This window comes from Hymenobacter sp. DG25A, assembly GCF_001280305.1.
Classification (GTDB): domain Bacteria; phylum Bacteroidota; class Bacteroidia; order Cytophagales; family Hymenobacteraceae; genus Hymenobacter.
Map to the genome: position 1 here is coordinate 2,580,722 of NZ_CP012623.1, position 19,555 is coordinate 2,600,276.

22 protein-coding genes are annotated in these 19,555 nt (G+C 58.6%); 6 read left to right on the forward strand and 16 right to left on the reverse strand.

The features are described 5' to 3' along the window. Positions 1–88 precede the first annotated feature (88 nt). The 3 genes from AM218_RS11025 to AM218_RS11035 all read left to right on the forward strand — a co-directional run bounded on the left by AM218_RS11025 (position 89) and on the right by AM218_RS11035 (position 2,992). On the forward strand, positions 89–763 hold the full coding sequence (locus AM218_RS11025) for an NAD-dependent epimerase/dehydratase family protein (RefSeq protein WP_054413911.1): 675 nt from the start codon (positions 89–91) through the stop codon (positions 761–763). 113 nt (positions 764–876) lie between these two features. Further along, positions 877–1,431 carry a hypothetical protein gene (locus tag AM218_RS11030; RefSeq protein ID WP_054413912.1) on the forward strand — a complete coding sequence of 185 codons (555 nt, stop codon included), beginning with the start codon at positions 877–879 and terminating at the stop codon, positions 1,429–1,431. A 286-nt stretch (positions 1,432–1,717) separates the two neighbouring features. Further along, positions 1,718–2,992, forward strand: a complete 1,275-nt coding sequence (locus AM218_RS11035; protein WP_197273952.1) for a T9SS type A sorting domain-containing protein — start codon at positions 1,718–1,720, stop codon at positions 2,990–2,992. A 49-nt stretch (positions 2,993–3,041) separates the two neighbouring features. Here AM218_RS11035 and AM218_RS11040 read toward each other — a convergent pair whose 3' ends face one another. The 4 genes from AM218_RS11040 to AM218_RS11055 form a co-directional block, all read right to left on the reverse strand. Then, on the reverse strand, positions 3,042–4,043 hold the full coding sequence (locus tag AM218_RS11040; protein ID WP_197273953.1) for a DUF4249 domain-containing protein: 1,002 nt from the start codon (positions 4,041–4,043) through the stop codon (positions 3,042–3,044). Between the two features lie 19 nt (positions 4,044–4,062). Continuing rightward, complete coding sequence (locus tag AM218_RS11045) at positions 4,063–6,432, reverse strand: TonB-dependent receptor (protein WP_071843767.1); 2,370 nt, start codon at positions 6,430–6,432, stop codon at positions 4,063–4,065. 137 nt (positions 6,433–6,569) lie between these two features. Beyond that, positions 6,570–7,211, reverse strand: coding sequence for an OmpH/Skp family outer membrane protein (locus AM218_RS11050; protein ID WP_197273954.1), 642 nt, complete (start codon positions 7,209–7,211; stop codon positions 6,570–6,572). A 120-nt stretch (positions 7,212–7,331) separates the two neighbouring features. Continuing rightward, positions 7,332–8,408: a succinylglutamate desuccinylase/aspartoacylase family protein gene (locus AM218_RS11055; RefSeq protein ID WP_054413916.1), complete on the reverse strand. Its 1,077-nt coding sequence runs from the start codon at positions 8,406–8,408 to the stop codon at positions 7,332–7,334. 91 nt (positions 8,409–8,499) lie between these two features. Between AM218_RS11055 and AM218_RS11060 the strand changes: the two genes are divergently transcribed. Continuing rightward, positions 8,500–8,856, forward strand: a complete 357-nt coding sequence (locus AM218_RS11060; RefSeq protein ID WP_054413917.1) for an MmcQ/YjbR family DNA-binding protein — start codon at positions 8,500–8,502, stop codon at positions 8,854–8,856. 18 nt (positions 8,857–8,874) lie between these two features. On the opposite strand, the gene rimK is transcribed toward AM218_RS11060, so the two are convergent. From rimK to AM218_RS11080, 4 genes are all read right to left on the reverse strand, one after another. Then, complete coding sequence (gene rimK / locus AM218_RS11065) at positions 8,875–9,828, reverse strand: 30S ribosomal protein S6--L-glutamate ligase (protein WP_054413918.1); 954 nt, start codon at positions 9,826–9,828, stop codon at positions 8,875–8,877. Positions 9,829–9,897: 69 nt separating this feature from the next. Further along, the gene (locus tag AM218_RS11070) at positions 9,898–10,374 is read right to left on the reverse strand and encodes an ATP-dependent zinc protease family protein (RefSeq protein WP_054413919.1); all 477 of its coding nucleotides are present in this window, start codon (positions 10,372–10,374) and stop codon (positions 9,898–9,900) included. A gap of 208 nt (positions 10,375–10,582) precedes the next feature. Next, positions 10,583–11,710 (reverse strand): PQQ-dependent sugar dehydrogenase, encoded by a 1,128-nt coding sequence (locus AM218_RS11075; protein ID WP_231717476.1) that lies wholly within the window; start codon positions 11,708–11,710, stop codon positions 10,583–10,585. Positions 11,711–11,767: 57 nt separating this feature from the next. Then, positions 11,768–12,049 (reverse strand): 2TM domain-containing protein, encoded by a 282-nt coding sequence (locus tag AM218_RS11080; RefSeq protein WP_071843768.1) that lies wholly within the window; start codon positions 12,047–12,049, stop codon positions 11,768–11,770. Between the two features lie 184 nt (positions 12,050–12,233). On the opposite strand from AM218_RS11080, the gene AM218_RS11085 reads away from it, so the two are divergent. Next, positions 12,234–12,806 (forward strand): O-acetyl-ADP-ribose deacetylase, encoded by a 573-nt coding sequence (locus AM218_RS11085; protein WP_054413921.1) that lies wholly within the window; start codon positions 12,234–12,236, stop codon positions 12,804–12,806. Between the two features lie 7 nt (positions 12,807–12,813). Here AM218_RS11085 and AM218_RS11090 read toward each other — a convergent pair whose 3' ends face one another. From AM218_RS11090 to AM218_RS16820, 7 genes are all read right to left on the reverse strand, one after another. Continuing rightward, positions 12,814–13,608, reverse strand: coding sequence for an alpha/beta fold hydrolase (locus AM218_RS11090; RefSeq protein WP_054413922.1), 795 nt, complete (start codon positions 13,606–13,608; stop codon positions 12,814–12,816). Between the two features lie 182 nt (positions 13,609–13,790). After that, the gene (locus AM218_RS11095) at positions 13,791–14,336 is read right to left on the reverse strand and encodes a DUF502 domain-containing protein (protein WP_054413923.1); all 546 of its coding nucleotides are present in this window, start codon (positions 14,334–14,336) and stop codon (positions 13,791–13,793) included. Positions 14,337–14,422: 86 nt separating this feature from the next. Continuing rightward, the gene (locus AM218_RS11100) at positions 14,423–15,301 is read right to left on the reverse strand and encodes a 4-hydroxy-3-methylbut-2-enyl diphosphate reductase (protein ID WP_054413924.1); all 879 of its coding nucleotides are present in this window, start codon (positions 15,299–15,301) and stop codon (positions 14,423–14,425) included. 54 nt (positions 15,302–15,355) lie between these two features. Beyond that, complete coding sequence (gene cmk / locus AM218_RS11105) at positions 15,356–16,084, reverse strand: (d)CMP kinase (protein WP_054413925.1); 729 nt, start codon at positions 16,082–16,084, stop codon at positions 15,356–15,358. Beyond that, positions 16,081–16,488, reverse strand: coding sequence for a hypothetical protein (locus AM218_RS11110; RefSeq protein ID WP_054413926.1), 408 nt, complete (start codon positions 16,486–16,488; stop codon positions 16,081–16,083). Before AM218_RS11110 ends, cmk begins: the two co-directional genes overlap by 4 nt. 122 nt (positions 16,489–16,610) lie before the next feature. Further along, a complete protein-coding gene (locus tag AM218_RS11115) occupies positions 16,611–17,003 on the reverse strand; it encodes a hypothetical protein (RefSeq protein WP_054413927.1) in 393 nt (130 codons plus the stop codon). A 108-nt stretch (positions 17,004–17,111) separates the two neighbouring features. Further along, on the reverse strand, positions 17,112–17,273 hold the full coding sequence (locus tag AM218_RS16820) for a hypothetical protein (RefSeq protein WP_157547633.1): 162 nt from the start codon (positions 17,271–17,273) through the stop codon (positions 17,112–17,114). Between the two features lie 82 nt (positions 17,274–17,355). Here AM218_RS16820 and ade point away from each other — a divergent pair, with 82 nt between their 5' ends. Next, positions 17,356–19,008: an adenine deaminase gene (ade, locus tag AM218_RS11120; RefSeq protein WP_054413928.1), complete on the forward strand. Its 1,653-nt coding sequence runs from the start codon at positions 17,356–17,358 to the stop codon at positions 19,006–19,008. An 85-nt stretch (positions 19,009–19,093) separates the two neighbouring features. Here the strand turns inward: ade and AM218_RS11125 are convergent, their stop codons facing one another. Beyond that, on the reverse strand, positions 19,094–19,519 hold the full coding sequence (locus AM218_RS11125; protein ID WP_071843898.1) for a response regulator: 426 nt from the start codon (positions 19,517–19,519) through the stop codon (positions 19,094–19,096). Positions 19,520–19,555: the final 36 nt, after the last annotated feature.

The window sequence follows — 19,555 nt, forward strand, 5'->3', positions numbered from 1 at the left end:
TCCGGGGTGGCGCTACCCTGCTCCCCTTTTTTGCGTAAGGACGCCCGAAGCTCTTTCGCACCTGCTTCTGCCTTCGCCGTTCTGCCGCATGAAACTTCAGAAAACCGCCCTTATTGCCGGTGCCAGTGGTCTGGTAGGCCAGCACCTGCTGCCCCTGCTCCTGGCCAGCGACCGATACGCTAAAGTCATTTCCATTGGCCGCCGCACGCTGCCGCTGGTGCACCCCAAGCTGGAGCAGCGCATCGTAGACTTCAACCAGCTGGAAGACCAACGCCTGGCCCTGATAGCGGACGACGTGTACTGCTGCCTGGGCACTACCATGAAGCAGGCCGGCTCGAAGGAAGCCTTTTATAAAGTAGATTACCTGTACGTGGTAAAGCTGGCCGCCCTGGCGGCCGGCAACTTTGCGGCGCAGTTTATGGTGGTTTCGGCTATGGGGGCCGATGCAGGCTCGGCCATTTACTACAACCACGTGAAGGGTGAGATGGAAGCCGCCGTGCGGCAGACGCCTTTCCGCGCCATTCATATTTTCCGGCCCTCCCTGCTGCTGGGCCAGCGCCAGGAAAAGCGCCTGGGCGAGCAGATTGGAGCCGTACTCATGCGGCTGGTTTCGCCCCTGATGGTGGGTCCCCTGCGCAAGTACCGGCCCGTTTCGGCGGAAGCGGTAGCGCAGGCTATGCTGGGGGCTGCCGGGCAGGATGGTGGCGGCATCCGCGTGCATCTGTCTGATGAAATTGCCCGGGGCGTGCGCGCCGACGGTTAGGATTTTATCAACAAGTTATTAGTTGTTTACCCTTCGTGCTTAGAAGGAAGAGAACCTCTAAAACCAGCTTCTTATATTTGCTGGTCAAGTATTCCTTTTTTCTACCTTTTCTTATGAAACAAACTGCATTTTTCACTTTTATCCTCCTCATGCTGGGCAGCACGCTTTCTTTTGCTCAGAAAAGCGGCGGCAGCGCCGGCTACCAGACCGCAGCTGGTCTGCGGGCAGGCGGGTACTCCTCCGGGGTAACGGTTAAGCACTTCCTCAGCGGCAAGAATAATGTGGCTTTCGAAGGCCTGGTTACTACCGAATACAAAGCCCGTGGGGCACGGGTAACGCTGCTGCTGGAAAAGCATCACCCCATTAAAGAGGTAAAAGGTCTGCAGTTTTACTATGGCGCGGGTGCCCACCTGGGCTTCTACCGCGGCCGCTACTACTTCGACGATTATCGGTACTACAAAGGCCGTAAGTACGATTCGTATCGCGCGTACTACTACGATGACCATATGTACGTGACGCCCGGTGCTGACCTGATTCTGGGCCTGGAATACAAAATGGAAGACCTGCCCTTCGTATTGGGTGTTGACTACAAGCCTTTCTTTGAAGTGTTTGATGGCTACGCCGGCTTATACAACGATGCCGCAGTAAGCCTGCGCTTTGCGTTCTAAGCAGCGCCAGCTTACCCTATTTTTCACCGGCTGCGGAGCTTCCGCAGCCGGTTTTTTTATACCCTAGGCGGAAAGCGTGAGGAAAATCATTGCATAAATATTTCATAAATTATATATTTAATTTCACAATAATTAGTACACTCAACAGCAGAATGTGGTGTGCTCCCTGCTCCTGATACCCAGCCTTTAACCTATAACCGCTATGAAAACGACTCTACGCCTCTTTTTCCTGGCACTTTATTGTCTTGGCAGTTTAGCCGGGCAGGCCCAATCATCTGCTACGGGTATGTGGCAACGGCTTCCGATTGAGCTTCAACAACTGGTTAAAGGCACTGGCTCACCAAAATTACAGGGGTTTGCTAAAGCCCGTCCGCAGGAAACCGTTTATCTACCTGGCCAATCGGTGTACTATGAGTGGAAGGACGGTAAGTGGGCGGATGCTATTACATACGTGTCTACCTACAACGAGCAGGGTATGCCGCTCCAGATTATGGCTTCTGATTCGGTAACGCAGGTGCCGCTGGGACGCGTCAGCTTTACATATGATGCGCAAGGACGCCTCACACTTTATCAAATAGAAGTCTGGTTGGGCACAGCCTGGGTAAATTATTCGCAATACCGACTCACTTTCGATACACATAACGATATAACGTCCAGCTCATTATACACTTGGATGAATAACGCATGGGTGCTTACTGATGGCAACCGCATTACCGTTACCCGTAATGGCGCGGGTGTGTGGCAGGAGATGATTATGGAAACCCTGCAGCCCAATGGCAGCTTCATAAATACCAGCCGTCAGCAGTATACCATTGTCAATAACCGCCACACGGAAATCGTAAATCAAATCTGGCAGAACAACGCGTGGGTGAATGCCACGCGGGAGATTAATATTGAGTGGGCCGATTTCAATGCCCAGCAGTATACTTCCTACATTGAGCAGACCTGGGGCAACAATACCTGGCAGAATGCTTTTCGCCATACCTTCAGCTACCCCGGCAACGGAAGCAGCGTGGAAGTAACGGAGAATTGGTCGGGCACCGCGTGGGTGAATGCTACCCGCCTTTCCCTACTAAACGATGCCCAGCATAACCTCACCAACAACCGGGAAGAAATCTGGCAAGGCGCGGCCTGGGTCATCACTTCGGAAACCAGATACCTCATTAAATACGGCGACAACAACCGGGTGCTGCGCACGGTGGAACAGCAGCTGACGCCCGGCACCACCACCTTCATGAACGTCAGCCGCACCAATAACAGCAACTTCCAGGCTTTCTCCGTGACGGCCACCCGGCTGGCATTGCGGGAAAACCAGGGTAGCCTCTACCCCAACCCGGCCGCCGAGGCCGCCACGCTGGAGGTAAGCGGCCTGCGGGAAACCACGCCCCTGCAGGCGGAAATTATGAATAGCCTGGGGCAAGTGGTGCGCACGCAGCAGGTGCAGCCCCGGCAAGGCACCCTCCGCGCCACGCTGAACCTGCAGAAGTTAGCAGGGGGCATGTATTTTATCCGGCTGCGCACCAGCGAAGGCGCCGTACTGCGCCAGCTGCTGCACCGCTAAGCAACCTGAGCCAGTGGCCGACTTACCCTGGAGGCCGGCCACCAGCTGGTTATTGAATGGGGATAACCACCTTGGTATCGGTAGCGCCGCCAAACAGGCCGTAGCCGTTGCGGATGTTGGAGGCTAAGGGCGCCGGCTCGGCAAAGGGGTTGTCGTGGCTGTCCTGGTAGCGCTGCACCGACTGGTAGAAGTCGTAGGCTTCGCGGTTGAGGGTGCTGACGGTTACTTCGATGAAGGCCGGCTCCCGGTAGTTTTGGGGGTCGCCGGGATTAAAGTTGCCCGAAAAATACGCCTGTACGTTCTGCGTCAGCGTCAGGGTGCGCCCGTTGGCGTTTAAATCGGCGTACACATTGGGGCGGTTGCTGTACCCATCGGAGAGCAGAAACCGGTCTACGGACACGTCGCTGCCGGGGTCTTCATTCTGATAGTCGTTGGACAGCATGCCCCAGAAGCGCCCCTGTGCGTCCAGCACCCGGGCCGTGGCCACATAATAATCGGTGGAAGCCGCGGCATCGGGCATGCTCAGCGTGAGGTGGCCGGCCGCAAAGTACTGGCTTTCATTGGGGGTGCTTTGCCGCCGCACAAAGGTAGCCGCGCCCATTGCGGCCGGCGCCGGCAGCGCTATGGTACTTTCGGCCGTTGGCAGGCCGGGCAGGGCGGCCCGCAGGGTGTAGCGCTGGCCCGGCTGGCCCGCAAAGCCATACAAGGGCTCATAGTAGGCCCCCATGCTATCCTGCGTGAAGGGGTTGTAGTAGCGGTAGCGCCCCCGAAAGCGCTCCACCACCTGCCCGCTGGCATCCAGCAGCTCCACGGTAGCATTGGCGGGCTGGCTCACCTCGGCATTATTGAACACGCCCTGACTGATGCTCACCGTGAGCTGGCGGTGCGGGTAGCTCTGCCAGTATTGGGAATCGGGAGTCTGGTTGCTGAGCACATAGGTGAGGGCCAGTCGGGGCGTGTGCTTGGGGGCGGGCACATCCACCGCCATTTCGCAGCCGGCAGTCAGCAGCAACAGAAAAAGAAAGGCCGCCGGACGGAGCTTGGGTAGCATTTTCATATCAGAATTCACCTTAAAAGCGGAAGCTCTTGCTGAACGATGGGATAATAGGGAACAGAGAAATCTGCCGGTAAGAAGACTTCTCCACTTCGTTGCCATACTCATCGGTGCGGCCCTGGCGCAGGTAGAGATAATAGGGGTTTTTGCGGCTGTAAGCGTTGTAGAGCGAGAAGCTGTTTACTACTTCGCCCCAGCGCTTTTTCCGGGTCTGGCTCAAATCCAGGTCCAGGCGGTGGTAGGCGCGCATGCGGTAGGCGTTGCGCGGGCCGTAGTCGTCGTACTGCTCATACACGCCCAGGCGGTAGCGGCCTTCTGAGAGCGTGGTACCGTTGCCGGTGCCGTATACCCAGGTGCCGGAGAGCAGCAGGTTTTCCTTCAGCTTATGAATGATGACCAGGGAAGCGTCGTGGCGCCGGTCGTACTTGAAGGGAAACAGGCGGCCCTGGTTCAGCTCCGGAAATTTGCGGTTGCTCCAGGCCAGGGTGTAGCCTAGCCAGCCGGTGGTGCGGCCGCTTTTCTTCTGCAGAAACACCTCACCCCCGTAGGCCCAGCCCCGGCCGCTGGTTACTTTGCTTTCCCAGTTATTGTCGGTAGTGCCCAGGAAGCTGGCGCCCTCACGGTACTCAATGAGGTTGCGCATGGGCTTGTAGTAGCTTTCCAGGCTCAGCTCATAGTCCTCATCTTGGTAGCGCAGGGTACGGGCCGCGCCCACGCTGATTTGCTGGGCCCGCTGCGGGCGCACGGTAGCGGTAGAGGGCACCCACAAATCAGTAGGCAGGCCGATGCCGCTGTTGGTGAGCAGGTGAATGTATTGCGTGGTGCGGGCGTAGGCGGCTTTCAGAGCCCATTCGGGCGTGAGCAGAAACCGGGCTGCCAGGCGCGGCTCCAGCGAAGGGTACAGCTTATCTTTCACCAGAAAGCTGTTCAGCCGCAGGCCCCCGTTCACCTTCAGCCGCTCATTTACCCGGTAGTCGTCCTCGGCATAAAGCGAGGCCTCGTGCGCGCCTACTTTCGATACGGAGTTCAGCTCGCTCAGCTCCTCGGAACCCTTGGCCTGCAGCGCCCCGGGCTTGAAGGAGTGGAGAATGTACTGCCCTCCGGCCCGGATATAATGGTCGGGCGAGGGCATATAGTCCAGGTCCGACTTCAGGCTCAGGTCCCGGATATTGGAAAAGTAGCGCAGGGTGAACTTGTCGGTCTGGCTGCCGGAGCGGCTTTCCTCCTCGGCCCCGATGTTGAACTGGTACTTACTGTAAGTGAGGTGGGTATTCAGGAACAACTGGCTGTTGAGCACCCGGTTCCAGCGCAGCGCCGCCGTGAGGTTGCCCCACCCCAGCGCCGATTTGGTGCTGTTGTAATCCTCGTTTTCATATTTGTCGCGGATGCGGGCGTAGAACTTGTCGTAGCCGGTAAAGGCACTCAGGTACACCCGGTCGCGGGGGCTGATTTTCCAGTTCAGCTTGCCGTTCAAATCATGAAAGAAATACCCCAGGGAGCCGCTGCTGTTCTCACTGGCCAGGCTGGCCTTAATGAGCGGCTGGGCCAGGATATCCAGATAGGTGCGGCGGGCGGAGAAAATAAACGAGGCCGTATCCTTCTTGATAGGACCTTCCAGCGTGAGCTTGGAGGCAATCAGCCCTACAGCTCCCTCGCCGTGGAATTCCTGCATGTTGCCCTCCTTCATGGAAATATCCAGCACCGAGGAAAGCCGCCCGCCGTACCGGGCCGGGAAGCCGCCTTTAATCAGCTCCACGTTATTCAGGGCATCGGCATTAAACACGGAGAAAAACCCGAACAGGTGCGAGGCGTTGTACACCGGGGTGCCATCCAGCAGAATCAGGTTCTGGTCGGGGGAGCCGCCGCGCACGTAGAGGCCGCTGGTGCCCTCGCCCCCGCTCTGCACGCCGGGCAGCAGCTGCAGCACTTTCAGTACATCTACCTCGCCCAGCAGGGCGGGCAGGGTTTTTATTTGCGTGATGGGTACGTTGATGGTGCCCATGCGTGTGCTCTGGGCAATTTTCTCCTCCCGGCTGCCTACCACTTCCACGCCCGTCAGCTCGGCGGAAAGCGGCTTCATCCGGAAATCGTGGGTGTGGCTGCGGCCGGCGGCCGCGGCCCAGCGCGCCTTTTCATAGCCCAGGTAAGAGACCAGCAGCCGCACGGAGTCGGCGGCAGGCAAAGTCAGGGAGTAGAAGCCGTAGTTGTTGGTGGCCGTTCCCTGGCCGCCGGCCGGGTGCACCACGGCCACGCCAATCAGGTTTTCGCCGGTGGCGGCGTCGCGCACGTAGCCGCTAATAGTGATTTTGGCGGGCTGCTGGGCCTGCACTGCGCCCATGGGCAGTAGCAGGCATACCAGCAATCCTAAGCGTCGAAGTATTGGCATAGAGTAGGATAAGAAAGCTATTCGGGTTGACTGCAAGAGCCTGACAAAGCCTGATTGGTTGCCCGCCGGGCCGAAAAAAACGCCTGCTTTTCCCGGAAGAAAGGCAGGCGTTTTCTAAGCGGCAACGGCCGCAGTACTTATTTCTTTTTAGCCGAGTACTCCTTGTTCAAGTAGGCCGTCACTTCTTTGGTAATGTCCAGGTCCTTGCGACCGTAGGCAATAGTGCCGCTGGGCGCAGAAATCAGGATGAGGCGGTAGCCGTTTTCCTTGCCGTAGAGCGCCACCTGCTTGTCCACGCGGTCCAGCACCTGCTTGGTCATGCGGGCTTCTTCTTCCGCGGCTTTCTGCTGCAGCTGCTGCTGCAGCTGGCCGCCTTTCACGCGCTGCGCTTCCAGCTGCTGCTCGGTGGCAGCCCGCTGCTCGGGCGTGAGCGAAGCGGCCTGCTGCTGATATTTCTGGATGGCGCTCTGGAACTGGCGGCCAATGGCGTCGTTCTGGTTGCTCCAGCCTTTCACTTTGGCCTCGAAGCTCTTGCGGGCATCTTTCATGGCCTGGTAGTTATTCAGCAGCTCTTCCGAAACCACGAAGGCAATTTTATCGGTATCGGCTACGGCTTCCAGCTCGTTGGTGGCAGTGGCGGTGCCGGTGGAATCGGTGTGCACTACGGTGCGGACGCGGGCGGGCGTGGCGGCCGGCTTATTAGCGAAGTGGAGGTAAAACAGCACAGCCACGGCAATAACCAGGACCGCGTCAATAACGATGCGCAGGGGGTTGTTCATCAGTAAGAAATAGAAAAAAAGAAGGAGGCCGAACAACGGCCGGGCAAAGAAACATAAAATGCGGCAAGCCATCCGCATTCCGGCCCCGAGAATAAATCAGGAAAGCGTGCGGCCTCCCGGCTATTCCAGCACCGTGGTGGTTTCGTCCTCGTCCGGGTCGGTTTCTTCGGGGGTACGGCCGGGCTTTTCCTCGAAGGGCACAATCAGGTCGGCGCGGCTCGGGGCCGTATCAGTGCGGCCGATGTGCAGCAGGGCATCTCCCTGGTTTACCACGGGCATGTGGTTGACGCCCACCACGTAGCCGCTCACCAGGGACTCCAGGCGCACGGCCATTTCGCCGTAGGGGTCGGTGATAGTGCCGTACACCTGCCCTTTTTCCAGGTAGTCGCCCAGCTGCACGTGGCTGCGAAACAGCCCGGCGTACTTCGCGCGCAGCCAGGTATGGCGGGGGCAGATGATGCTGGGCTGCGCAGGCGGCGGCACCTCCGGCGCCATGCCCAGGTGGTGCAGCACCCGAAACGTGCCCGCAATGGCCAGCTCAATCCCGGGCTCATCAAAGCGCAGCGACTCCCCGGTTTCGTACACAATAATGCGCCGCCCCTGCTGCATGGCGGCCTCGCGCAGGGAGCCGGCGCGCAGGCCCGAGTGCAGCGTAAAGGGCGCGGCAAAAGCGGCCGCCAGGGCATCCGTCTCGTCATCCTCGCCCAGCAGGCAGCGCACCTGGGGGCTGTTGCTGCGGGCCGCTCCGCCGGTGTGGAAATCAATACCGTAGTCTACTAGGGGCATGATTTCGCGCATGAAGCGGTGCGCCACGCGGCTGGCCAGGGAGCCCCGGGGGTGGCCGGGAAAGCTGCGGTTCACGTCTTTGCCATCGGGCACCTCCCGGGAGAAGTTCAGAAACCCGTAGATATTGAGCAGCGGAATGGCAATAATGCTGCCCCGCAGCGGCTGCAGCATATTGCGCCGGATCAGCCGCCGGATGGTTTCAATGCCGTTTACCTCGTCGCCGTGCATGCCGGCCATCAGCAGCACCGTGGGGCCGGGCAAGGTTGAGCGAAACACATTTACCGGCACATCAATCACCGTTCCGGAAGGCAGCCGGGAAATGACCAGGCGCGTAGTTACCCGCTCGCCCGGCCGGATGGTCAGGCCGTTGATGCAAATATCCTGGGGCTCGGTAACGGAGTGACTGGGCAAATGCAGATGGACTAGTGGAAGAAAAAAGGAATTTAGCCGACCTTAGGACCAGGCGCTGAACCTGACTTCAGGCGCCTATAACCCTCCCTTTATGAATTTGGAAGACTTACGCTCCTTCTGTCAGCATCTGCCGGCGGCTACGGAAGATATAAAATGGGGACATGATTTGTGCTTTAGCGTGGGACAAAAAATGTTCTGCGTCATGTCCCTGGACTCTCCCACTACCGTCAGCTTCAAAGCCAGCGACGAGGATTTTGCCCTGCTCACGGAAACGCCCGCCATTATTCCGGCACCTTACATGGCCCGCCACCACTGGATGCTGGTGCAGGAACTCCGCCGCTTTACCACCCCGGAATGGCAGGAATACGTCCGAAAATCCTACGAGCTAGTCTGGGCCAAACTTTCGCGCCGGGTGCAGCAGGAGCTGAGCGCGCGGTCCTCTGCCTAACGTAAAAGCGGTTCTGCGCTACTGCTGTGGCTCGTCCGACTGACTATCGGGGGCAGCCGACGCCGTGGTTTTGCGCTTGGCACCCTTGCTTTTGTGCTTCCGGGCCAACTCCTCGGTATACTCAATGATTTTGCCGGCTATATCCAGACCGGTAGCTTTTTCAATGCCTTCCAGGCCCGGCGAGGAATTTACCTCCAGCACCAGCGGGCCCCGCTTGCTTTGCAGCATATCTACCCCGGCAATGCCCAGGCCCAGGGATTTGGCGGCCAGCAGCGCGGCTGCTTTTTCGGCCCGGGTCAGCTTTACCAGCTTGCCGCTGCCGCCCCGGTGCAGGTTAGAGCGGAACTCGCCGGCCGCACCTTGCCGCTTCATGGCCCCTACTACTTCGCCGTTTACCACAAAGGCCCGGAGGTCAGCACCTTTGCTTTCGGCAATGAACTCCTGCACAATAATGCGGGCTTTCAGGTTGTGGAAGGCCTCAATAACAGACTGGGCCGCTTTGGCCGATTCGGCCAGTACCACGCCCAGGCCCTGGGTGCCTTCCAGCAGCTTAATGATAACCGGCGCCCCGCCTACCTGCTCAATCATCTGGGGCACTTCATCGGAATAGTTGGTGAAGGCGGTTTTGGGCATGCCCACGCCGGCGCGGGCCAGGATCTGCATAGAGCGGAGCTTATCGCGGCTGCGCACAATGGCCTGGCTTTCCACAGCCGTGCGCACCTTCATCATCTCAAACTGACGCACTACGGCGCAGCCATAAAACGTAACGGAAGCCCCGATGCGGGGAATAATGGCATCGAAATCTTCTAAACGACGGCCTTGGTAAATAATACCAGGCATGCCTTTTTCAAGTACCAGGTTGCAGTGCAGATGGTCTATTACCTCTACCTGGTGGCCGCGCAATTGGGCGGCTTCTACCAAACGGGCAGTGGAATAGAGTTTCGGCTCACGCGACAGAATCGCCAGTTTCATCAGAGAAGGTGCTTGAAAAGAAAGGGAAAGAGGAGGCCGAATGGGGGCACAAAGATGACGAAAACGCCGTTAGCGGGCGCGGCGCTCTGCCGCTTGCCCGGCTTTGTACGAGACGTTCAGGCGGCTGACATCAACCACAAATCGGGCCTGGCGCAGCAGTAAACGGCCTATCAGCACCGGATACTTCATGTCGGAACGGTCAGATAATGAGAACTCCGTGACATAATCTTGTCCGAACAGCCGCAGGGAAGCCCGGATGACGAAGCGCTCCTGCACCTCGCCATTGGAGCTGCGAATATCGCGCAGAGAAAAATCCGAAAATTCCATGGGCGTACCGTCGAAGTTGGGGTGCGAGGGGTCCAGCAACAGCACGCGCAGCTGCTCCCGCCCATCCGGGAGACGCTCTACGTGAATGTTGGAACAATGGATGGCGCTGGTGTAGGCGCCCGTATCCACTTTGGCTTCTACCCCCCAGAGCTGAAACTCCGGAAAATCTACCAGCTCACGCCGCCCCACAACTTGCTTTGGTACCCGCGGTTTTTTCATGGTTGGCAAGATAGAGCATGTGCCGCTGTTTGAAATTTAGAGCGGGCCTGAAATACAGGTATGAAAAAATAACGGCCATGCTGAGGCATTAGCCGAAGGACCTTATCCCGACTGAACGACAAGCGTAACAACGCCTGGTGCCAGCGTGAGAAGGTCCTTCGCGGGGCTCAGGATGACAGATAGATAGAGGAAAGGGGGTGATTATTGGCTACTTCCCTCCTTTGTAGCTGATGCGGTATACGGCGTCGTTCTGGTCGTCGGAGACCAGCATGGAGCCATCGGGCATCACCAGCAGGCACACGGGGCGGCCCCAGGCCTTCTGACCCTGCAGCCAGCCGGTAGCAAAGTTTTCGTAGCTGGTGGCCTGTTTGCCCGTGGCATCCAGCCTGACCAGCGTAATGCGGTAGCCCAGTTTCTGGCTGCGGTTCCAGGAGCCGTGCTCGGGAATAAAAATCTGATTGCGGTAGGCGGCCGGAAACTGCCGGCCCGTGTAGAACTTCATTCCCAATGCGGCCACGTGCGGCCCCAGCTTGCGGGCCGGCTTCACATACGTACCGGCTGATTTCCCTTCTCCAAACTGCGGGTCCTTCACATCACCGGCAAAGAAATAGGGAAAGCCGAAGTGCATGCCGGCCGCAGGAGCCCGGTTCAGCTCATCGGCCGGCAGATTGTCGCCCAGCAGGTCGCGGCCGTTGTCGGTAAACCAGAGGGCCTTGTCTACCGGGCTCCAGTCGAAGCCCACGGTGTTGCGCACGCCGTAGGCAAAGGTTTCCAGGCCGGTACCGTCGGGGTTCAGACGGTTGATGGTGGCGAAGATAGGCTCCTCGGGCTCGCAGGAGTTGCAGGGCGCCCCTACGGGCACGTACAGCTTGCCATCGGGCCCAAAGGCAATGTATTTCCAGCCGTGCCATTCTTTGTTGGGCAGCTTATCATACACTACCACCGGTTTGGGGCGCTGCTTCAGGCGCGCGGCAATGTTATCGTAGCGCACAATGCGTTGGATTTCGCCTACGTACAACGCGCCATTGCGCACGGCCACGCCATTGGGCTGGTTAAGGCCCGAGGCTATGGTTATGACTTCATCGGCGCGGCCGTCACGGTTGCGGTCCGGCAGGGCGTACACTTTGTCGCCGCGGGTGCCTACGTACACGGTGCCATCGGTGCCGACGGCCAGCGAGCGGGCCCCGCTTACGTTGCGGGCAAAGTAGCTGATGGTGAAGCCCGGCGGCAGCTTGATTTTGGTCAGGTTATCGGGGGCGGATACCACGGGGGCACCCGGCGTGGCGGCCCATAATGGCGCCAGTAGCAGCAACGGAAGCAGACGGCTTTTCATCATGCTTCTCCAAACTACTACTGGCTGCTCAAGGTTACACGCCCCAGCCGGCCGGTGGGCTTAGTGCCGCTCCCGCTGGCGCATCAGCCGCTCGTATTCCCGCTCCGAAAGCTGGTTTTTCCCATAGCCCCCGTACGTGGAAAAGCCCTGAAAAACCAGGGACAGGCCCCAGAATACGGTGGCCCACACGGGCCACGGAATACCATTTGAGTGGCGGGCCGTCAGAAACCAGATAGTCCATAGCAGGGCATTTACCCAGGCATACGTGAACAAATGTGTTTTAAAGCGGGCACGGTCTTGGGCCATGCGCCAAAGCTGGGGGTCACGTTCTACAGGTTCCATGGTAGTTATAAGTAAGGGGTTAGACACGGATTACTGATCGAAACCTATTCATTTCAAATAATATACACAATTCGTAATTTACTCAGGTGGGCTATTCAGGGGCTGACCTGTAGAAAAAGCGAGACGAAAGCCAAGCCCTGGGTCGTCGGCCTACGTATGCGCCTCATCCTATCTTATTACCGCTATGGCCTCCTCTGATCCTACTGCCTCTCCCTGGCGCGCTGCCCAATCCTTTGGGCGCATTCTCCTGTACCTGGGTGATATTACGAAGCTTGACACCGATGCCATTGTGAATGCGGCCAACTCCTCCCTACTGGGCGGCGGCGGTGTAGATGGGGCTATTCACCTGGCAGGGGGGCCAGCCATCCGGGAAGCTTGTCAGCAGATACGCGCCACCCAATATTCCGCTGGATTGCCCACCGGCGAGGCCGTACTGACTACCGGCGGCCAGCTGCCGGCTTCGTTCGTAATTCATACCGTGGGCCCGGTGTGGCAGGGCGGCCACAAGCGCGAGCCGGAGCTGCTGGCCAGCTGCTACCGCAACTCCCTGCAGCTGGCTACGGAGCATCAGCTGAGCACTATTGCCTTTCCGGGCATCAGTACAGGCATTTATAGCTACCCCAAGGAAGAAGCGGCCGAGCTGGCCGTGCGGGAAGTCCGGAAGTATCTGACCCAGTTTGAGTTTCCGCAAACCGTGGTTTTCGTGGCCTTTAATGAGGATAACCGCTGGCTTTACGAGCAGGAGCTGCTGAAATAACGGCTGGCTACCAGCCGGCTTCCTGTGGGTGCCGCCGCAGCCAGCTGGTTACGTCATGAAGCAAACCAGCGTGCCCGGCATTCAGGACCACAGTGTGCGCGTGCTGCAGGCCACTGATGAAGGGCTGCAGGCCGGCATACGGAATGACCCGGTCGTGCTGACCCAGGAAAAAGGTAATGGGTATCTGATGCTGATTGAGCAGGCGGCGCAAGTGGGTCAGATCAAACGTGAGGTTCCGGAAGCCCGTCCAGCTGCGGTACACGCGCAGGCGCTTTTCGCGGCTGTCCAGCTGCCACTGCGCAAAGCGTACCAGACCTGTGTTGACCAGCCGCCGCTGTGCCAGGGTATCCAGCAACCCCAGCAGGCGCTGGGGCCGCAGCACGGCCCGGCCCAGCATACCACGCATCACGGCCGGCGAGGTGGCCAGCTTATACCAGAACTGGCGCTGCAGGCCATCGGGGGCAATCAACCAGATTTTCTCTACCTGCTCCGGGTGGTTTTCCAGCAGCGTGAGAGCAAATTTGGCCCCCATGCTGAAAGCCAGCAACCCATAGCGGGTGAGCTGCTGCTCCCGCAAAAAATCATCCATCACCTCGCCCAGCCGCTTTTTAGTGAGAGGGGCGTCGGGGCGGGCCAGGCGGCTGCGGCCGTGGTAAAACAGGTCGAAGGCATATACCGTGACGCCGGGGTCCAGCGCGGCAATCAGGTTGCGCCAGTGGCCCTCGCCCTGCCCATAGCCATGAAAGGCCAGAATTGCCCGGGGCCCGGTGCCATAGCGCTGATAGTGCAGTTGCGTTTTCATGGCGGAGGAGATGAAAGGTGAAGTTGCGTATTTCCCGCCTGTCATCCTGAGCTTTGCGAAGGACCTTCTCACGTTAAAACGATAATCGTTGTTACGACTCGTGCTAACGAGAGAAGGTCCTTCGCTTTGCTCAGGATGACAGATGTTATTTCACAGCTTCACAAACTCGCCATTTCACCACCTCACAACTTAGACACGCCCCCGGAAACAATAAACTTCATTACCTCACTGCTGGGCAAATCCAGGTACGTGACGGATTCTTTGGGCACCAGCTGCAGTTCGCCGGAGAAGTTGTAGGAGTGCGGGTAGTACACGGCCAGCAAATCGGGGCGGTGCATCACGCTCAGGTCATCCTGGGTGGCAAAGCCCATGCGGTAGGCTTTGGTTTCCTCGTTCACGCACACCAGCACGGGGCGGTTGAACTTCTGATTGTCGCCGACAAAAGCATCAAACAAATCTTTCAGGCTGGAATAAATGATGCTAACCAGCGGGGTGCGGTGCAGCACCCGCTCCGCGAGCACCAGAAACGGGCGCACGGCAAAAGAGCGGGCCACAAAGCCCACCAGCGTAATCAGCACCAGCATGGTGAGCAGACCCAGGCCGGGAAAGCCATTCAGGTTGAACAGGCCATCCAGCCACATAAAGAGGCCCACCAGAATATAAATGGTGATGGTGATGGGGGCTACAATCAGCAGCCCATTGAGAAAGTAATTGCCGAGTTTGCTCATGAAGGGCGGAAAACTACACAAGAAAGCCCGGCCGCTGACGACCGGGCTCCAAAAATCAGAAAAGAAGCGGCAGAATAGCCAGTTGCTTACGCAGCGGCCACGGGCTCAATACGCTCTGCTACGCGGCTCATGAGCCACATGGGGGTGCTGGTAGCCCCGCAAATTCCCACGGAGTTTGCCCCCTGAAACCAGGCGTCGTCTATTTCCTGCTCGTTTTCCACGAAATAGCTGCGCGGGTTGGTCTGGTTCACCACCGAGAACAGAGCCTTGCCATTGGAGCTTTTGCGGCCGCTGACAAATATCACCACGTCATGATCTACGGCAAAGCGGCGCAGGGCCGGCTCCCGGTTGCTTACCTGGCGGCAGATGCTGTCGTTGGCATCAAAGGCCTGCAGAGGGCCGCCCACCGCCTGAATACGCTGCTCTATCAGCTCCTTCATGTGGTAGAAGCCGGCGGTGCTCTTGGTGGTCTGGCTGAACAGGGTAACGGGGCGGGTGAAATCAATCTGGTCCAGGTCGGCCTCGTGCATCACAATGAGGGCGCGGTTGCCGGTCTGGCCATTGAGGCCCGTCACTTCGGCGTGCCCGGGCTGCCCGTAGATGACAATCTGGCCTTCCTGCCGGGTGGTGGCGTCGAAGGCGTGCTTTACGCGGTTCTGCAGCTTCAGCACTACGGGGCAGGAAGCATCAATCAGCTCCAGGTTGTTCTGTAGGGCCAGCTGGTAGGTTTCCGGCGGCTCGCCGTGGGCCCGGATAAGCACTTTGCAGTCGTGCAGGGTGCCCAGCTGCTCCCGGTCGATGATGCGCAGGCCCAGGGCATGGAGGCGCTCCACCTCCATGCGGTTGTGTACAATGTCGCCGAGGCAATAGAGCGTCGGTTCATTGGCCAGCTCGTCCTCAGCCATCTGAATGGCGAATTCGACCCCAAAGCAATACCCGGAATTCTTATCTATCGTAACATTCATGGGTTCACGGAACAAATAGCAGAAGGCCCGAAAGCAACTTTCGGGCCCATCTGGTTATACCACGGCTTCACTGCCATTTCGCTCATTATAAGCGGCGGCAGCCTGTGCTAACAATACGGCGGAAACCCGTTCGAGGACGAAATCCACCTGCTCATCAATGGTAATGTGCGAAGTATCCAGCAGCACGGCATCGGCGGCGCGGCGCAGGGGGCTCTCGCTGCGGGTAGAATCTATATGGTCGCGCTTGATGAGGTTATCAATAATGCTTTCCAGCGCCACCTCTTCCCCTTTGGCCAACAGCTCATCCTGGCGGCGCAGGGCGCGGGTTCGGGTATCGGCCGTCATAAATATTTTCACTTCCGCATCCGGAAACACGGTGGTGCCAATATCCCGCCCATCCATTACCACGCCGCGCTTGCGGCCCATGCGCTGCTGCTGGCGCACCATGGCGTGGCGCACGGCCGGAATCACGGATACCTCGCTCACGGAGTTGGAAATACGCATCTGGCGGATTTCATCTTCCCGGATTTCGCCGTCAATACACACCTCGTTGCGCCCCGTCCGGCGGTTGCGCTTAAAAGTGATGTGCATCTCATGCAGGGCCTGCTCAATACGAGGCAGGTCTTCCAGACTGATGTTATGCTCCAGTAAATACAACGTCACTGCCCGGTACATGGCGCCCGTATCGATGTAGGCGTAGCCTAATTCGGCGGCTACGGCCTTAGCCGTGGTGCTTTTGCCGCACGAGGAGTAGCCATCGATGGCAATGACGAGTAGTTTCATGTGGAGAGGGTTCGACGCGGGGGCAAAGGTAGTGGTATCCACGTTCTCCGCCGCGTTGTTTCCGGCACCACTGCCGCTTCCCGAAATACGGATACCACGGCATCCGCTACCCCGTACAGCAGGTGGCGCTCTACGGAAACAAACGGGTTGATGAGGCCCCGGCCCTGCAGGCGCACGCCCACCAGGCCATTCAGCTCCCGGTGCCAGTAGCCCCCAAAGGTCCGAATAATGCACTCTCCCAGGAAGCATCCCAGGGCGTTAATAACGCCGGGTTGCTCGTCTTCGGGCACGGTAGTGCGTTGCTCCTCAATAAATTTGGCCAGCTCCCGCACTGCGGGTTCGTCAAACGACGAAAAATTCAAATTCTGCCGCACGTCTTCGGCGGCCGCTCTCAGTTCTTCCACAGCACGTAAAGGACCAGTCCTGGCTTCTGGGCTGGTTAATTGACAATAGGTGTGTTGCCAGGTCGTAAAGTAAGTATAGCGAACTGGCGCGGAATAATGAAATTTTTATTTGAAAATTGATATTAAATCCAGCTTTTGCGCTGTACTTTCTCCGCCATGCGGTTGGGCACGCTGGCAAAGAAGGCCGCCACCGACTCCTGCAAACCGTGAGTCAGCTGCTGCTCAACCCGATAGAACGGATTAAAGAAGTGCTGGCCGTCAATTCCCACCCCGGTATTACCATCAGGGCCGGCTGCCCATTGGCCCTTGAAGGTCTGGACCAGGCACTCCCCAAAAAAGCAGCCCAGGGCCGTAATTACACCCTGCCGGTCTTCGGGCTTCAGGCCGGGGCGCTGGGCTTCAATGAAGTCGGCCAGGCGCTGCACGGCGGCGGCATCAAAGGCATTTACCTGCAGTTCCTGGCGGACGGCTTCGGCGGCCTGGTGGAGGGCGGCTAGGGGAGATTCAGTGGACATAGAGTTGTGCTAGTGGGAAATCTTTACGGCAAATGAATTCAATACGGCATTAACGCAAAGCCTGTCATGATTCGACTTCGCTCGACATGACAACGTACTTCTTGCTTATTAATGACTGTCGCAGGGGCAGGGCTCGTGGCCGCCTTTGGCTTTCCGTTTAAAGGAAGCCGTTTTCTTTTGCTGGGGCGTGCGGGTGGCGCAGGAACTAGTGAGGCCGCCGGCCGTGGCCAGCACCCAGAAGGCCAAAAACATGGTGATGCTCTTTCTCACGGTAACTGAGATACTGATTTTCAGGTAAAGTTAAGGTTCTTTACAGCGCAACGCCGCACGCCGGCCCTTAGTGTCCCTGCTTATGCCCACCGAATTCCAGCTGACGGCCAATGTCGTCGACCTCTTCGCGCAAACTATCCTGCCCGCCACTATTCAGGTAGCGGCCGGGCGCATCCAGTCCATTACTCCCACCGGTGCCACCGCTCCCGATGCCGCCCTCCCCTATGCTCTGCCCGGCTTTGTAGATGCGCATGTGCACGTGGAAAGCTCCCTGCTGGTGCCCGCCGAGTTTGCCCGCCTGGCCGTGGTGCACGGCACCGTAGCCACCGTCTCCGATCCGCACGAAATAGGCAACGTGCTGGGCGTGGCAGGCGTGGAGTATATGCTGGCCAGCGCCGGGCACGTGCCCTTTAAGTTCTGCTTTGGGGCTCCCTCCTGCGTGCCCGCCACCGTGTTTGAAACCGCCGGCGCCACCATTACCGCCCAGGATATTGAGGAGCTCTTCCAGAACCCCCAAATCGGATATCTGGCTGAGATGATGAACTGGCCCGGCGTGCTACACCGCGACGCGGAGGTGATGGAGAAAATCCGGCTGGCCCAGGCCTATGGCCGCCCCGTAGATGGGCACGCCCCCGGCCTGCGCGGCGAGGATGCCCGCCAGTACGCCGCCGCCGGCATCAGCACCGACCACGAGTGCTTTACGGCCGAAGAAGCCTTGGACAAGCTGGCCGTGGGCATGAAAATCCTGATCCGGGAAGGCTCCGCGGCCCGCAACTTTGAGGCGCTGATTGATTTGCTGCCGGAATACTACGAGAATATGATGTTCTGCTCCGACGACAAGCACCCCGATACGCTGGTGCTGGGCCACATCAACCAGCTGGTGGAGCGGGCCGTGGCCCGCGGCCAGGATGTGCTGAAGGTGCTGCGCGTGGCCTGCCGCAACCCCGTGGAGCACTACAACCTACCCGTGGGCCTGCTCCGGCCCGGGGATGCCGCCGATTTTATTGTTGTGCAAAACCTCCAAAATTTCCAGGTGCAGCAAACCTACCTGGATGGGGTGCTGGTGGCCGAAAACGGCCAGACGCGCATAGCCTCGGCCCCTTGCCCGGTAGTCAACCAGTTTCATCCCCAGCACCTCACGGCGGCTGATTTTGCGGTGCCCACCCCCGGCGATGTAGCCACCGTGCGCGTGATGGAGTGCTTCGACGGCCAGCTTATCACGGCCCGCCACGATATGGCCGCCAACGTGCAGGATGGCTATGTGGTAGCTGATGTGCCGCAGGATGTTCTGAAGCTGACGGTGGTAAACCGCTACCACGCGGCTCCACCCGCGGCTTCGTTCATCCAAGGATTTGGCCTGAAAAAAGGGGCGCTGGCCAGCAGTGTAGGCCACGACTCGCACAACATCACGGCCGTGGGCTGCGACGACGAGAGCCTGGCCCGCGCCGTTAATCTTGTGATGGAAGCCAAAGGGGGTCTGGCCGCAGTGGGCCCTGATGGCCAGGAAATGCTCCTGCCGCTGCCCGTAGCGGGGCTAATGTCAGATAAAGATGGCTACCACGTGGCGGAGGCTTATGCCGCCGTAGATGCCCTGGCCAAGCAGCTGGGCTCGCCGCTGCAGGCCCCCTTCATGACGCTGTCGTTTATGGCGCTGCTGGTCATTCCCAGCCTCAAGCTCAGCGACAAAGGCCTGTTTGATGGCGAAGCCTTCCGGTTTGTAGAAGCGGTAGTGTAGCCAGGAAAGTTCTTGTCCATAACACAAAAAAAGGCCTTCTGCTGATCAGCAGAAGGCCTTTTTTATTTAAATCAACAGCAACGGCTTACTTGTCCTTAAACCGCTTCTCGATGAGCTTATTCATTTTCTCCTCCGTGAGCGGCTTGGCCAGGTACTCCACATCCTTGTACTGGGCTACCCGGGCGGTATCCGCGGAGTGCATGGAGGTGGTGAGAACCGTCATTACCGTGTTGCGCTTGGCCTGCTCGGGCAGCGCATCATACAGCTTCAGAAACTCGAAACCATCCATGCCGGGCATTTTCAGGTCCAGAAATATCAGGTTAGCCGCTTTTTCGGAGCTGGTGCCGGTACCGTCCGAGCCATCACCCCACAGGAAGGCATAGGCTTCTTCGGCGCGGGAGAAGGATTGCACGCTTTCCGCCACATCTAAACGGCTGAGCAAGCGGTTATTCAGAAAGCTGGTGGTTTCGTTATCATCCACCAGTACAACGTTGCGCAGTTTCTTGGGCATGGCTATAGGCATTGGTACGCGTGAGCCCTGCCATCC